The sequence below is a fragment of the Pseudomonas monteilii NBRC 103158 = DSM 14164 genome, from assembly GCF_000730605.1.
Lineage (GTDB): Bacteria > Pseudomonadota > Gammaproteobacteria > Pseudomonadales > Pseudomonadaceae > Aquipseudomonas > Aquipseudomonas monteilii.
Map to the genome: position 1 here is coordinate 241,223 of NZ_BBIS01000010.1, position 13,222 is coordinate 254,444.

The window sequence follows — 13,222 nt, forward strand, 5'->3', positions numbered from 1 at the left end:
CGCCAATGTTAGTGGGAGAGCCTTGTGGCCATCGAAATTCACTGGATCCGTGACGACCTGAGCCTGGCCGAACACTGCCGCGACTGGCACCAACTGCCTTTTGTCGCTGTCGACACCGAATTCATGCGGGTTGACACTTTCTACCCGAAAGCCGGGCTGATCCAGATCGGCGACGGCCAGCGGGCCTACCTGATCGACCCGTTGCTGATCGGTAACTGGCAACCCTTGGCCGATTTGCTCGAAGACAGCGGTGTGGTCAAGGTGCTGCACGCCTGCAGCGAAGACCTCGAAGTGCTGTTGCGCCTGACCGGCAAGCTGCCGCAGCCGCTGTTCGACACCCAGTTGGCAGCTGGCTACCTGAACCTGGGCTTCTCCATGGGCTATTCGCGCCTGGTGCAGGAGGTGCTGGGTATCGAGCTGCCCAAGGGCGAAACCCGCTCCGACTGGCTGCAGCGCCCGCTCTCCGACACTCAGGTCAGCTATGCCGCCGAAGATGCCGTGCACCTGGCCGAGCTGTTCACCGTCTTGCGCCCGCGCCTGAGCGACGACAAGTACGCCTGGGTGCTGGAAGACGGCGCCGAGCTGGTGGCTGCGTTGCGCCGTGAGGTCGAGCCCGAGACCCTGTACCGCGACGTCAAGCTCGCCTGGAAGCTGGCCCCCCAGCAACTGGCGGTGTTGCGAGAGCTGTGCGCCTGGCGCGAGCGTGAAGCCCGTAGCCGCGATGTGCCGCGCAACCGCATCCTCAAGGAGCACTCGCTGTGGCCCATGGCCAAGAGCCAGCCGAACAACCTGTCGGCGCTGGCCAAGATCGACGAGATGCACCCGCGCACCATTCGTCAGGACGGTGAGTGCCTGATCAAGCTGATCCAGCGCGCCGCCAGCCTGCCTGCCGAGCAGTGGCCCGCGCCTTTGCCCGAGCCGCTGCCGATTGAGGCCGCCGGCATCCTCAAGCAGCTGCGTGCCATCGGCCAGGCCGAAGGCGAGCGCCTGGGGATCGCCCCCGAGCTGATGCTGCGCAAAAAAGCCCTGGAAGCGCTGCTCAAGAGTGGCTACCCCAATGGCCCTTATCAACTGCCCGATTCGCTGCGCGGCTGGCGCCGTGAGCGTATGGGCCAGGCCCTGCTGGACAGCCTTGCAGGTGCCGGAGAGACCCGATGAAACGCATTTGCTCGATCTACAAGAGCCCCCGCAAGAACGAAATGTACCTGTATGTGCTCAAGGCCGAGGGCCTGGAGCGCGTGCCGGAAGGCCTGCTGCCATTCTTCGGCACCCCTGTGCATGCCTTCGACCTGGTGCTCACCCCGGAGCGCAAGCTGGCCCGCGAGGACATCGCCAAGGTGCTGGAGAACCTCGACAACCAGGGCTACCACCTGCAGATGCCGCCAGCGGAAGACGAGTACATCGAGCACCTGCCTGAAGAGCTGCTGCGCCGAAACGACCCGGTCTGACCATGCGCGTACTGATTGCTGAGCATGATCATGCTCGTTACGCCGCGCTTTTGCGTGAAGGCGCGCCTGATGTGGAAGTACTGACCAGCGGTGATTCCGCCGAACTGGCCCGCCAGGCACCACAGTGCAAGGTGTGGCTGGGCCAGCCGGACCTGCTGGCGAGCTTGCTGCGCCAAGGCCACAAGCCGGACTGGATGCAGTCGACCTGGGCGGGTATCACGCCGTTGCTGGCCGATGGCTTGCCGCGTGACTATCGGCTGACCCGCGCAGTAGGCATCTTCGGCCAGGTGATGGCCGAGTACATGCTTACCTACATGCTCGGCCACGAACGCGAGGTGCTGTCGCGCCTGGTCAGCCAGGTGGAGCGGCGCTGGGACGCTCGCCCAGGACGTACGCTGGAAGGGCGCAAGGTGCTGATCGTGGGCACCGGCGATATTGGCCAGCGCGTAGCCGAGTTCCTGCAGCCGTTTGGTGTGGTGTTGTATGGGGTTGCCAGCAGTGCCCGGGAGCAGGCACCGTTCGTCGAGGTGGCGGCACTGGCCGACTTGCCGCGCATGGTTGGCCAGGTCGACTACGTGCTCAACCTGTTGCCGGATACCCCGGCGACCCATGACCTGTATGACGCGGCGCTGTTCAAGCGCTTCCAGCCGAGCACGCTGTTCATCAATGCCGGGCGAGGCGCGGCGGTGGTGGATGCGGACCTGGTCGAGGCGCTGAAGGAAGGGCATCTGGCCGGTGCGGTGATCGATGTGTGCCGCCAGGAACCACTGCCTAAACAGCACCCGTTCTGGACCGCCTGGGGCTTGCTGCTGACCGGACACAGCTCGGCACCCACCTCGCCGGCGGCGATGGTGCGGCTGTTTGTCGAGAATATGCAGGCGTATGAAGCGGGGCAGGGGTTGCGGGGTGAAGTGGATTTTGCGAAGGGCTACTGATTTGTAGTGCCTGTGCCGGCCTCTTCGCGGGCTTGCCCGCGAAGAGGCCAGTACAGCCAGCACAAGGCTTAAAGGCTGAAATCACCCTCGGCAGCCAGCTCGCTCAATGGTTTGCGTGGGCTAGGCACTTCACGTGCCTGCAACGCCTCATCCAGGCTGGCCTTGTCACCCAGTTTGCCGATCGCCACCATGGCATGCAGCACATAACCTTCAGGAACCTTCAGCTCCTGACGCGCCAGGTCCTGGTCGAAGCCGGCCATGCCATGGGTGTGCCAGCCGCTGATGCTGGCCTGCAGGGCCAGGTGTCCCCAGGCGGAACCGGTGTCGAAGGTATGCCACAGGGCCGGCTTTTCCTCCGTGGCGCCCGGGGCGGCGAAGGTGGTCTTGGAAATGATCAGCACCAGTGCCGAGGCCTGTTGTGCCCAGCTGCGGTTGAACGGCACCAGCAGGTTCAGGTAACGCTCCCAGTTTGGCGTGTCGCGGCGGGCATACAGGAAGCGCCAAGGCTGCGAGTTGTACGCCGACGGAGCCCAACGGGCGGCTTCCAGGAAGCTCAGCAGGGTCTCTTCGCTGATCGGCTCGGCGGTGAAAGCACGCGGCGACCAGCGGTTGATGAACTGCTCGTTGATGGCGTAATCGGCAATGCGAGGGTTGGCGCTCATGACAGCTCCTGCAAAAGGACGGGAAACCCGCACGCTACTGAGTCCCGTCGCGACTGACAAGCGGTCTGGCTTTGCGCAAGGTCAGGCTCTAGACTGGCGCCGCCGCGCGCCGTGGCCCAACGATGAATGCAGGAAACCGTGTGATGATCGCTGAAAACGCGCCGTTCTGGCGGCGCAAGACCCTCGAACAACTCAGCCCGCCAGAGTGGGAGTCGCTGTGCGACGGCTGCGGCCTGTGCTGCCTGCAAAAGCTTGAGGACGAGGACGACAACAGCGTCTATTACACGCGCATCGCCTGCAAGCTGCTGGACCTGCACACCTGCCAGTGCAGCGACTATCCCAACCGCTTCGCCCACGTGCCGGACTGCATCCAGCTCACTCCGGGCAAGGCCGACCAATTCAAGTGGCTGCCAAGTACCTGCGGTTACCGCTTGGTCAGCGAGGGCAAGGACTTGCCCGCCTGGCACCACCTGGTCTGCGGCGACCGCCAGCAAGTCCATGAACAGCGCATTTCCCAGTCGGGGCGTATGCTCAGTGAACACGATGTGCACGAAGACGACTGGGAAGACCACCTGATCTTCCGCGCCAGCTGACCGGAGCGGCCCGCTGCCACGGGGAAACAAGGAGTTTCTGTATGCGTTGCCAGCTGTTGCTGTTGTTGGGCCTGATGGCCAGTTCGCCGGCCTGGGCGAAAAAGGTCGACCTCGACTACCAGGTGCGTTTGTTGCCTGCCAGTGGCCAGGCTGAAGTCCGCCTCACATTGGCCGAAGGCAGCGCCGTGCGCAGCCTGGACTTCGACCTGGGCAAGGCCGGGGCCTACAGCGGCTTCCAGGCCGATGGCCAATGGCAACTGCAGGGGCAGCGCGGTGTGTGGCAGCCGGCGGCCGGCAAGACCAGTCTCAGCTACCGCGTGCAGTTGGACCAGAAGCTCGCCAGCGGTGCCTATTCTTCGCGTGTTACCCCGCACTGGGCGTTGTTCCTCGGTGACCAGCTGGTGCCGCCCGCGCGCCTTGATCAGCAGGATGGCACCGAGCTGGTGGCACGCCTGGCGTTCGACCTGCCCGAGGGCTGGAAGAGTATCGAGACCTCCTGGCCGCGCATCGGCAAGGACAAGTTCCGCATCGACAACGTTTCGCGCCTGTTCGACCGCCCCACTGGCTGGATGCTGGCCGGCGACCTGGGCAGCCGCCGTGCTCGCCTGGGCGATACCGAGGTCACCGTGGCCGCACCGGTGGGGCAGGGTATGCGGCGTATGGACAGCCTGACCCTGCTGACGTTCGTATGGCCGCAGTTGCAGGCGGTGTTCCCGCGCAATCCGCCGAAGCTGCTGCTGGTCGGTGCCCGTGACGGCATGTGGCGTGGTGCAATGGCGGCACAGGGTTCGCTGTACCTGCACAGCGCCCGGCCGATGGTAAGCGAGAACGGCAGCAGCCCGTTGCTGCGCGAAGTGGTTCAGTTGTTTGCGCAGATCCATGGGCGTGACGGCAGTGACTGGCTGGTGGAAAGCCTGACCGACTACTACGCCAGCGAGTTGCTGCGCCGTTCGGGCGGGGTGAGCGATGACCGTTACCAGGCCTGGCAGGCACGCCTGAGCAAACAGGGCGCCAAGGTAACCCGGCTCAAGGGTGAACGCGCCAGCCCTGCCCAGGTGGCACGTGGGGTGATGCTGTTGCAGGCACTGGACAAGGAAATCCGTATCCATACCCAGGCCAAGCGTTCGCTGGACGATGTAGTACGCGGGTTGATGCGTCTGCCCAGCGTGAGTACCGAAGACTTCGTGCAAATCAGCGAGAACGTGCTGGGGCGCGAGTCCGAGGTGTTGCAGAGCAAGTCGTTGCGCTAGATATCTCTATCGCCTGTACCGGCCGCTTCGCGGGTACAGGCAGTACAGAAATCAACGTCCAGCCAACGGATCCTGCCCAGTCACCGACACCCCTCTGGTCGCCGCCTTGGCACTGGCCTTCAACGCTTCCAGCTCCGCCGCGCTGCGTTCTATGTCCGAACGCAACCGGTGATATTCCTGGCGATGCCGCTGCCACCACGCCTTGGTGGAGCAATGCCCGCTGACCCCGCGTGCCACCGCAACGCCTCCCACCACCATTTGCAGCAAGCCAATCAGGCCGCCATGGCGCAGCCCCTTGCTGAACATCAACGCGCCACCGGCCAGCGAGCCGACCCGTTCCAGGCCATGGACATTGTGCTTCGCGTTATGGATATCGAGCATGGCAATGCCTCCTTGTGAAGTGTAAGCAGCTGACCCTTTTACCCTCGCCAGGGTTCAGTCGGTGCGCCCGGCGACATCCCGTGTCGTGCAGAAGGCTCATCCACGCTGGGTTTCGATCCAGAAGAGCAAGACCGGTGCTGTTCTGACGGAGTTCGGCACCTGGCCGCCCTGCTATTGCAGTGGCGGCCTTTTTATTACTTGAACTTCGGCCCCGAGCGGGTATTCAGCCCCTTGGCCATGCGGTCGTACAACACCACATTCACCGTCGCCGCAAGGTTCATGCAACCTTCGGTCGGTATGTAGATGGTCTCTTCACACCAGCCCCGCACATCCTCGCTCAACGAGCCGTCCTCTGGCCCGAAGATGTAGATGGCGCGGTCCGGGTGGGTGTATTCGGGCAATGGCCGCGCACCCTCCACCAGCTCCACCGCCACCGGTGTGCAGCCCAGCGGGATGATGCGTTGCAGGTCGTCGATGCCGATCAGGGGAATGTCGTAATGCACGCGCTTGGTGTCGGTGACGAAGTCACGCGCGCGTTCGTAGCGTTTGCCGGTGTAGAACACCGAATTGACGCCGTAGCAGCCCGCCGCGCGCATCACCGAGCCGACGTTTTCTGGCGACTTAGGGTTGAACAGGCCGATGCAGCTGTATCGTTTGTTTGCCACGTACCGGGGCCCTTCGCGAAAAAAGCGCGATTATACGGGCTGCCCGGTAGCAGCGGGGGGCGAATCGATGGTCAGTCTTTCTTCAACATGCCCGCCAGCCCGGCGAACGGGTTGTGGGTGGCCTTGGCGATGCTCGGGGTGCTGGTGGAGCCTTCGCTGAAGTACTGCTGGTCGGTGTAGCGCGAGTGCTCGTTGTCGTGGCAGTACAGGCACAGCAGTTCCCAGTTGGAGCCGTCCTGCGGGTTGTTGTCATGATTGTGGTCGCGGTGGTGCACGGTCAGCTCGCTCAGGCGCTTGCCAGAGAACTCGCGGGCGCAGCGGCCGCACACGTGCGGGTACATTCTCAGGGCCTTGTCGCGGTAGCCCATTTCCTTGTCACGCTTGGCATCGGCCAGGATGCGGTCGAGGCGCGCGGTGGCGGCGGCGGAAGAGGTGGAGCTCATGGTGTTTCCTTTGTTCTGATCAGGCAAATGACGGTTATGTCATTGAGTCTAGCGCGCTTGCAGGGCGGGCGGACAGGCGAAAGCTTTGATTTAGGCGTAGCCTGTAGGAAGGTTCCCGACAGGAGGTTGCTGATGGTTCACGCGATCCTCACCGTGTTGTTGTTGGCTGGCTTGCCGCTGGCCGAAGCGGCAAGCACGCCACCCCGGTTGACGACGCCTGTGCCTGGTGCACCGGGTACGCCGACGCCCACGCCATATCCGCAGATAACCCCGAGTACGCCGCCCAAGGCCTATGACAGCCAGCCGGGGGCGCCGCTGTTGCCGCCCATGCCGGTGCCGGGGCCACCGAAGGACCAGCCATTGCCGGGGCTACGGCAGGAGCCGCCGAAGCCGGCTGTGCAGGATGATTAGGGCTATACGGCTTTAGTTTTTTGGCGCCTGTGAGATCGAGCGCCGCGCGGGCGGCGCTCGGTTTCACAGGCGCAGAAAACCTATCGGCGAACCCTCCAAACCTCACACCATACCCAGCTCGCCAAACACGAACGCATATTCCAGCGCCACATCCTTGAGCCCCTGGTACCGGCCGCTCATGCCCCCATGGCCAGCACCCATCTCGGTCTTGAGCAGCAGCAGGTTGCTGTCGGTCTTGCGGGTACGCAACCGCGCCACCCATTTGGCCGCTTCCCAGTACTGCACGCGGCTGTCGTTGTAACCCGCCACCACCAGCATCGCCGGGTAGGCCTGGGCTTTCACGTTCTCATACGGCGCATACGCCTTGATCCGCTCATACACCTCGGGCTCTTCAGGGTTGCCCCATTCGTCGTACTCGGTCACGGTCAGCGGCAGCTCGGGGTCGAGCATGGTATTGAGCACGTCGACGAACGGCACTTCGGCAATTGCACAGCGGAACAGCTCGGGGCGCAGGTTGAGCACCGCGCCCATCAGCAGGCCACCGGCACTGCCGCCACTGATGGCCAGGCGGTCAGAAGTGGTCACGCCCTCGGCGATCAGATGCTCCGCACAGGCGATGAAGTCGCTGAAGGTGTTGTGTTTGTGCTCCTGCTTGCCGGCGCGGTACCAGGCCTCACCCAGTTCACCGCCGCCACGCACATGGGCGATCGCAAAGGCCACGCCGCGCTCCAGCAGGCTCAGACGCGCATGGGAGAACCACGGGTCGAGGCTTTCGCCGTAGGCACCGTAACCGTACAAGTAGAGTGGCACGGTCTTGCCCAGGTCCTGGCGGCGACGCACCAGGCTGATCGGCACCCGGGTGCCGTCTGCTGCGCTTGCCCACAGGCGCTCACTCACATAGTCATCGGCATTGAACGCACCCAGTACAGGGGTTTGCTTGAGCACGGCCTGGGCGCCTGTGGCCAGCTCCAGCTGGCGCACCTGGGCTGGGCGGTTGAGTGCCTCGTAGCGCAGGCGTACGCGGGTGCTGGCGAACTCCAGGCTGTCCTGCACGTACAGGCTGTAGGCCGCGTCTGGGAGTTCGACGCGATAGGCCGGCAGAGCCTGCGGGCGTACTTCGATGATCGGCAGGCCGCCTTCGCGCAGGCTCAGGGTCAGGGCGCTGGCGTTCAGGCTGAGGCCTTCGAGCATGATCGTGTCGCGGTGTGCCACCAGCACCTGCCATTGCTGACGGCTTGGTACGGGTTTGGCCGGTGCGTGGTACAGGGCAAAGTTGATGCCGTCCTGGTTGGTGCGGATAAACCAGCGCCATTCGCCATCGAGCTGACCGTGGTCGGGGAAGTACTCGTGGCCTTCGACACGCGGGGCCAGGCAGGTAAACGGCGCCTGTGGAGTTTCGGCGTCCAGTACCCAGGCTTCGCTGGTGGTTTTGCTGTTCAGCAGCAGCACCAACTGGCGCTCGGAGCTGGTGCGGTAGCAGTGCAGGAAAAAGCGCCCGTCGGGCTCTTCGAACACGGTCTGGGCACCGTCGTTGCCCAGGGTGTGGCGGCGCAGGCGCCATGGCCGGTGGGTGTCATCCAGTTCGGCGAAGAACAGCGTCTGGCTGTCGTTGGCCCAGGTCAGGCTGCCGTCGCAGTCGTCGAAGGGCAGGGCAGTGACGTTGCCGTTGGCCAGGTCTTTGACGTACAGGGTGTAGATTTCGTCGCCGCTGGTGTCGAGGCTGTAGGCCAGCAGGCGGTGGTCGGGGCTGACGTTGAAGGCGCCCAGCGACAGGAAACCACCCTTGGCCAGGGCGTTGGGGTCGAGCAGCAGTTGCTCCTGGCTTTCATCGACCGTATTGGCGTCGTCGGCCGGACGAGGGCAGCGGTAATGGCGTGGGTATTCGTCGCCAGCGGTGGTGCGGGTGTAATAGAGGTAAGGGCCCCAGGGAGACGGCAGCGACAGGTCGGTTTCCTGGATGCGGCCCTTGATTTCTTCGAACAGTTGCTCGCGCAAGGGGGCCTGGTCAGCCAGGCAGGCTTCCTGGTAGGCGTTTTCGGCTTGCAGGTAGGCGAGCACCTCGGGGGTGTCGCGCTGTTGCAGCCAGGCGTACGGGTCGCTGGTGTTGTCGGCGTGGGCGATGGGCGGCTGGGGCTTGTTGGGCATTGGTGATCTCTTGGCTAGGGACAGGCAAACACTGTCTGCGCCCGGAAAAGTGTTTATCATAGGCGTCTCTTTGCCTGGCTTGCACGAACACCATGACCGAGAACGACTACACCTTCGCCTGGGGCCTGTACGCTGTGGCCGCTTTGGGCTGCCTGCTGGTGGGCTTCAAGCTCACCGGCTGGATGTGGCGCTGGCTGCGCGAACCGCTGCGGGTGGTGCTGGCGGTGCTGTTGCTGACCCCGACCGTGGTCGACCCGGTCAAGGACAGCTTCGCCCCGGCCATCGCCATCACGGCCCTGGATGTCGCGTTCAAGGTCGGCAACAACGCCTGGCGTGCGGTGTCCGACTTCGCCATGTACGGCATGATCGCCTTCGGCCTGTATTTCCTCTTCATGTTGCTGCGCTGGCCACTGGAAAAGCGCGCCCGCGAGCGCCGTGCGCAAGCCGAGGCTGCTGCCCAGCGCCAGGCGACCGAAGATGACCAGCTCTCCGCCCAAGCGCCCTTGGCTGCCGATCGCGGTGACCGTTACCGCGACGACCCACGCCCTGCCGCACCGCGCGGCAATGGCCGGGTCGAGCCCCGTCTGTAAGCGCAGGAGACACGCCTATGTGCGAACTGCTGGGCATGAGTGCCAACGTCCCTACCGATATCGTTTTCAGCTTCACCGGTCTGATGCAGCGCGGCGGGCGTACTGGCCCGCACCGTGACGGCTGGGGCATCGGCTTTTACGAAGGCCGTGGTCTGCGCCTGTTCCAGGACCCGGCAGCTAGCAGCGAATCGGAGGTGGCCAACCTGGTGCAGCGCTACCCGATCAAGAGCGAGGTGGTGATCGGCCATATCCGCCAGGCCAACGTCGGCCGGGTGTGCTTGTCCAACACCCACCCGTTCGTGCGGGAAATGTGGGGCCGCAACTGGTGCTTCGCGCACAACGGCCAGCTGGGCGACTTCAAAGGCCTGGCCAGTTTCTACCGGCCGGTCGGCGACACCGACAGCGAAGCGGCCTTCTGCGACCTGCTCAACCGCATCCGCAGTGCGTTCCCCGAGCCGGTGCCGGTGGAACAGCTGCTGCCGGTGCTGGTCGAAGCCTGTGCCGGCTACCGTGGCCAGGGCGTGTTCAACTGCATGCTCAGTGATGGCGACTGGCTGTTCTGCTTCTGCTCGACCAAGCTGGTACACATTACCCGACGTGCGCCTTTTGGTGCCGCGCGGTTGAAGGATGTCGACCTGATCGTCGATTTCCATACCGAAACCACCCCCAACGACGTGGTCACAGTGATCGCCACCGAGGCCCTGACCGAAAATGAGACCTGGCAGCGCTACGAGCCGGGTCAGTGGGCCCTGTGGCGGCACGGCGAGTGCGTGGCGCACGGCCAGAGCTAAGGACGCTGCATGTTCAGAAGTTACCTGCGGTTGCTGCTGTTCACCTTCGGCCTGCTGGCCGGTATTCAGGTCCCGGGGCTGGTCAAGGACTACAGCCAGCGGGTCGAGGCGCACCTGTTCGAATCGCGCGAGGCGCTGGATGGCTTCCGGCAAACGGCCGAGCGTTTTTTCAAGGGCGACTTGCAGGCGCTGCTGCAGCATTACCGCAGCAGTGACGACCCGGTGTTCAACAGTGATGCCAACAGCATCGAAAGCCTGATGATCCGCAACGAACTGCTGGAAAACGAATGGCAAGCGCTGCAAGGGCCGTGGGCGCAGCGTACCTGGCATGTGCTGGTGCAGGCTGATCCGCAGTTGCGGGAAGAAACGCTGAATGGCTACAGCTACCAGATTCTGTTGGTCCCCGAGGCGGTCGGCTGGGGGGTAGGGGCCGGGTTTGTGCTGGCCTTTGTGGTTGAGAGCCTGTTGCTGGGGATTGGCTGGGTGATCCTGGGCGGGCGGCGTGGCGCGGTGAAAGAGAGCTGGCGCTGACGTTCGCCTCGATCTCACAGGCGCGGAAAACCTAACGGCGAACAGCTACGAAGCTAGCACAATCCGCTGCCCACCCACATCTCGGGCATACAGCTCCAGTACCTGCCGGCAAACCCCGACCACTTCATCCACCAGCGCCACCCCGGTCTGCCAGGCCACCACCAGCTCCAGGCTGGGCGGGGGCTGTAGCCCTTCCAGCAACACCAACTCACCCCGGCCCAACTCGGCATCCACCAACGCTGGCGGCAACGCGCCAATACCAAAACCATCGCGCAACAACCGGGTAATCGCCGCCACCGAGTTCACGCAGTTCAGCCGCGGTGCCTCAGCCCCCGCAGCTTGCAGCAAGCTCAGCACCTCTTGGTGTGGCCGTGAATTCTTCGAAAACGTAATGATCCGCTCGCGCCCAAGTTCGGCCAGCGATGCGTAGTCGCGGTGCTGGTGCGAGCCTGCGGCCACTACCCAGCCCATCGGGTAACGCGCCAGGTCCAGGCTGCGGATCGACTGCTCGCGCAGCAGGTCGGTCTGCAGGATCACGTCGAGAAAACCCTTCTGCAGCTGCTCGCGCAGGTTCAGCGCAGTGTCGGCCACCAGTTCGATTTCCACCTGTGGGTAGCGCTCGGTCAGCTCCGCTACCAGTGCGCTCATCCAGGTGTGGATCACGGTGTCCATCACCCCGATACGAATGCGCCCAACCTTGGCCCGGTCGCTGTCCAGCGACTGTTTCATGGCCTTGGCGGTTTCCAGCATGCGTTCGGCGTATTCCAGCACTTTGCCGCCTTCCGGCGTCAGGCTGACCCCGCGTGAGTCGCGCAGCAACAGCTTCACGCCAAGGTCTGCCTCCAGCGCGGCAATGCGGCTGGACACCGAGGCTTGAGTGGTGAACAGCTTTTCTGCGGTCAGGCGGAAGCTCTTGAGCCGGGCGACCCAGACGAAGGTTTCGAGGAAGCGAAGGTTCATGATCAGTTTTTCTTGTTCCAGACCGGCGGTTTTTCTCGTTGGACGCAGGCGGCGTGGCCTCTGAACAATGGTGCCCAGGCCGCGACGCTTTATGTCGCCCATAAAACAATACCAACAAGCCGAGGCATCCATGAACCCCACCGGCGTGCAGCAGCAGGTCAGTTCCCCACCTTCGTCCGGGCCTTTCGCCTGGTACCGCGATATCGACAAACAGCAACGGCGCACGTTCTGGAGCTGCAAGATCGGCTACGGCCTGGACGGCATGGACACGCAGATGCTCAGCTTCGTCATCCCTACGCTGATCATGCTGTGGGGCATCACCACCACCGAAGCCGGGTTGATCCACACCAGCACATTGATCGCCTCGGCCGTAGGCGGCTGGGTCGCCGGCATCCTCTCCGACCGCATCGGCCGGGTGCGTACCCTGCAACTGACGGTGCTGTGGTTCGCCTTTTTCACCTTCCTGTGCGGTTTTGCCCAGAACTACGAACAGTTGCTGATCGCCCGGACGCTGATGGGCTTTGGCTTCGGCGGTGAATGGACTGCTGGCGCGGTATTGATCGGCGAGGTCATCCGCGCCCAGGACCGTGGCAAGGCGGTGGGCATGGTGCAATCCGGCTGGGCCATCGGTTGGGGCCTTACGGCGATTCTCTACGCGCTGCTGTTCTCCTGGCTGCCGCCAGAGCAGGCCTGGCGTGCGCTGTTCCTGCTGGGGCTGGTACCCGCTGTCTTCGTGATCTTCGTCCGTCGCCTGGTCAAGGACCCTGAGGTGTACCGCGAGGCCAAGGCGGTGGAAAACGCCGAGGCACCTTCGCACTTCTACGAAATCTTCGCCCCGGGCATGCTCTGGACCACTGTACGTGCGTCCTTGCTGACCACCGGCGCACTGGGCGGCTACTACGCCATCACTTCGTGGCTGCCGACCTTCCTCAAGAACGAGCGCGGCCTGAGCGTGCTGGGCACGGGTGGCTACCTGGCCATGGTGATCGTCGGTTCCTACGTGGGCTATGTGGTCAGCGCTTACCTGTCCGACCTGCTGGGGCGCAAGAAGAACTTCATCCTGTTCGCCGTGGGCTCGTTCGTCATCGTGCTGCTGTACACGCAGATGCCGGTCAGCGATGGCGTGATGCTGTGGCTGGGCTTCCCGCTGGGCTTCTTCGCTTCGGGCATCTTCAGCGGTATGGGGGCGTTCCTCACCGAACTGTTCCCTACGCGCATTCGCGGTTCGGGGCAGGGCTTTTGCTACAACATCGGCAAGGTCGTTGCGGCACTGTTCCCGTTGCTGATCGGCATGCTTGGCCAAAATGTGCCGCTGGGCTTGGGTATCGGTGTGTTCTCTGCTGTGTCCTACGGGATTGTCATCGTGGCCGCCTTGAGCCTGCCGGAAACCCGCGGCAAACAGCTCAAGGCGCGGTAA

At 63.8% G+C, this 13,222-nt stretch carries 16 protein-coding genes; 10 read left to right on the forward strand and 6 right to left on the reverse strand.

Annotated elements, in window-relative coordinates; genetic code table 11:
- Window positions 1–24: 24 nt before the first annotated feature.
- The 3 genes from rnd to PM2_RS06780 are packed head-to-tail and all read left to right on the forward strand — an operon-like array spanning window position 25 to window position 2,383.
- Window positions 25–1,158: a ribonuclease D gene (rnd, locus tag PM2_RS06770; RefSeq protein ID WP_016711948.1), complete on the forward strand. Its 1,134-nt coding sequence runs from the start codon at window positions 25–27 to the stop codon at window positions 1,156–1,158.
- Complete coding sequence (locus PM2_RS06775) at window positions 1,155–1,448, forward strand: YcgL domain-containing protein (RefSeq protein WP_016711947.1); 294 nt, start codon at window positions 1,155–1,157, stop codon at window positions 1,446–1,448. Before rnd ends, PM2_RS06775 begins: the two co-directional genes overlap by 4 nt.
- 2 nt (window positions 1,449–1,450) lie before the next feature.
- Window positions 1,451–2,383 carry a D-2-hydroxyacid dehydrogenase gene (locus PM2_RS06780; protein ID WP_028700256.1) on the forward strand — a complete coding sequence of 311 codons (933 nt, stop codon included), beginning with the start codon at window positions 1,451–1,453 and terminating at the stop codon, window positions 2,381–2,383.
- A 68-nt stretch (window positions 2,384–2,451) separates the two neighbouring features.
- Here PM2_RS06780 and PM2_RS06785 read toward each other — a convergent pair whose 3' ends face one another.
- A complete protein-coding gene (locus PM2_RS06785) occupies window positions 2,452–3,045 on the reverse strand; it encodes a nitroreductase family protein (RefSeq protein ID WP_016711945.1) in 594 nt (197 codons plus the stop codon).
- Between the two features lie 143 nt (window positions 3,046–3,188).
- Between PM2_RS06785 and PM2_RS06790 the strand changes: the two genes are divergently transcribed.
- Window positions 3,189–3,638: a YcgN family cysteine cluster protein gene (locus tag PM2_RS06790; protein WP_028700257.1), complete on the forward strand. Its 450-nt coding sequence runs from the start codon at window positions 3,189–3,191 to the stop codon at window positions 3,636–3,638.
- A 41-nt stretch (window positions 3,639–3,679) separates the two neighbouring features.
- On the forward strand, window positions 3,680–4,888 hold the full coding sequence (locus PM2_RS06795) for a hypothetical protein (RefSeq protein ID WP_016711943.1): 1,209 nt from the start codon (window positions 3,680–3,682) through the stop codon (window positions 4,886–4,888).
- Window positions 4,889–4,939: 51 nt separating this feature from the next.
- On the opposite strand, the gene PM2_RS06800 is transcribed toward PM2_RS06795, so the two are convergent.
- From PM2_RS06800 to PM2_RS06810, 3 genes are all read right to left on the reverse strand, one after another.
- Window positions 4,940–5,269, reverse strand: coding sequence for a YgaP family membrane protein (locus PM2_RS06800; protein WP_016711942.1), 330 nt, complete (start codon window positions 5,267–5,269; stop codon window positions 4,940–4,942).
- Between the two features lie 194 nt (window positions 5,270–5,463).
- On the reverse strand, window positions 5,464–5,934 hold the full coding sequence (locus tag PM2_RS06805; protein ID WP_016711941.1) for an RNA methyltransferase: 471 nt from the start codon (window positions 5,932–5,934) through the stop codon (window positions 5,464–5,466).
- A 71-nt stretch (window positions 5,935–6,005) separates the two neighbouring features.
- Window positions 6,006–6,377 carry a YajD family HNH nuclease gene (locus tag PM2_RS06810; RefSeq protein WP_016711940.1) on the reverse strand — a complete coding sequence of 124 codons (372 nt, stop codon included), beginning with the start codon at window positions 6,375–6,377 and terminating at the stop codon, window positions 6,006–6,008.
- 132 nt (window positions 6,378–6,509) lie between these two features.
- Between PM2_RS06810 and PM2_RS06815 the strand changes: the two genes are divergently transcribed.
- The gene (locus PM2_RS06815) at window positions 6,510–6,788 is read left to right on the forward strand and encodes a hypothetical protein (protein WP_016711939.1); all 279 of its coding nucleotides are present in this window, start codon (window positions 6,510–6,512) and stop codon (window positions 6,786–6,788) included.
- Window positions 6,789–6,890: 102 nt separating this feature from the next.
- On the opposite strand, the gene PM2_RS06820 is transcribed toward PM2_RS06815, so the two are convergent.
- A complete protein-coding gene (locus tag PM2_RS06820) occupies window positions 6,891–8,933 on the reverse strand; it encodes a S9 family peptidase (protein ID WP_016711938.1) in 2,043 nt (680 codons plus the stop codon).
- Between the two features lie 92 nt (window positions 8,934–9,025).
- On the opposite strand from PM2_RS06820, the gene PM2_RS06825 reads away from it, so the two are divergent.
- From PM2_RS06825 to PM2_RS06835, 3 genes are read left to right on the forward strand one after another with little or no spacing between them, the layout of a single operon-like run.
- Window positions 9,026–9,523 carry a hypothetical protein gene (locus PM2_RS06825; protein WP_028700258.1) on the forward strand — a complete coding sequence of 166 codons (498 nt, stop codon included), beginning with the start codon at window positions 9,026–9,028 and terminating at the stop codon, window positions 9,521–9,523.
- Window positions 9,524–9,540: 17 nt separating this feature from the next.
- A complete protein-coding gene (locus PM2_RS06830; RefSeq protein WP_016711936.1) occupies window positions 9,541–10,314 on the forward strand; it encodes a class II glutamine amidotransferase in 774 nt (257 codons plus the stop codon).
- A gap of 9 nt (window positions 10,315–10,323) precedes the next feature.
- Entirely contained in the window at window positions 10,324–10,845 is a 522-nt protein-coding gene (locus tag PM2_RS06835) for a DUF2937 family protein (RefSeq protein ID WP_025753894.1), read from the forward strand.
- 45 nt (window positions 10,846–10,890) lie between these two features.
- Here the strand turns inward: PM2_RS06835 and PM2_RS06840 are convergent, their stop codons facing one another.
- Window positions 10,891–11,805, reverse strand: a complete 915-nt coding sequence (locus PM2_RS06840) for a LysR family transcriptional regulator (protein ID WP_016711934.1) — start codon at window positions 11,803–11,805, stop codon at window positions 10,891–10,893.
- A gap of 130 nt (window positions 11,806–11,935) precedes the next feature.
- Here PM2_RS06840 and PM2_RS06845 point away from each other — a divergent pair, with 130 nt between their 5' ends.
- Window positions 11,936–13,222 (forward strand): MFS transporter, encoded by a 1,287-nt coding sequence (locus PM2_RS06845; protein WP_028700259.1) that lies wholly within the window; start codon window positions 11,936–11,938, stop codon window positions 13,220–13,222.

Coding starts and splice junctions, on each gene's coding strand:
- PM2_RS06775 (WP_016711947.1), top strand. CDS start 1,155: ATGAAACGCATTTGCTCGATCTACAAGAGCCCCCGCAAGAACGAAATG.
- PM2_RS06780 (WP_028700256.1), top strand. CDS start 1,451: ATGCGCGTACTGATTGCTGAGCATGATCATGCTCGTTACGCCGCGCTT.
- PM2_RS06785 (WP_016711945.1), bottom strand. CDS start 3,045: ATGAGCGCCAACCCTCGCATTGCCGATTACGCCATCAACGAGCAGTTC.
- PM2_RS06790 (WP_028700257.1), top strand. CDS start 3,189: ATGATCGCTGAAAACGCGCCGTTCTGGCGGCGCAAGACCCTCGAACAA.
- PM2_RS06795 (WP_016711943.1), top strand. CDS start 3,680: ATGCGTTGCCAGCTGTTGCTGTTGTTGGGCCTGATGGCCAGTTCGCCG.
- PM2_RS06800 (WP_016711942.1), bottom strand. CDS start 5,269: ATGCTCGATATCCATAACGCGAAGCACAATGTCCATGGCCTGGAACGG.
- PM2_RS06810 (WP_016711940.1), bottom strand. CDS start 6,377: ATGAGCTCCACCTCTTCCGCCGCCGCCACCGCGCGCCTCGACCGCATC.
- PM2_RS06815 (WP_016711939.1), top strand. CDS start 6,510: ATGGTTCACGCGATCCTCACCGTGTTGTTGTTGGCTGGCTTGCCGCTG.
- PM2_RS06820 (WP_016711938.1), bottom strand. CDS start 8,933: ATGCCCAACAAGCCCCAGCCGCCCATCGCCCACGCCGACAACACCAGC.
- PM2_RS06825 (WP_028700258.1), top strand. CDS start 9,026: ATGACCGAGAACGACTACACCTTCGCCTGGGGCCTGTACGCTGTGGCC.
- PM2_RS06830 (WP_016711936.1), top strand. CDS start 9,541: ATGTGCGAACTGCTGGGCATGAGTGCCAACGTCCCTACCGATATCGTT.
- PM2_RS06835 (WP_025753894.1), top strand. CDS start 10,324: ATGTTCAGAAGTTACCTGCGGTTGCTGCTGTTCACCTTCGGCCTGCTG.
- PM2_RS06840 (WP_016711934.1), bottom strand. CDS start 11,805: ATGAACCTTCGCTTCCTCGAAACCTTCGTCTGGGTCGCCCGGCTCAAG.
- PM2_RS06845 (WP_028700259.1), top strand. CDS start 11,936: ATGAACCCCACCGGCGTGCAGCAGCAGGTCAGTTCCCCACCTTCGTCC.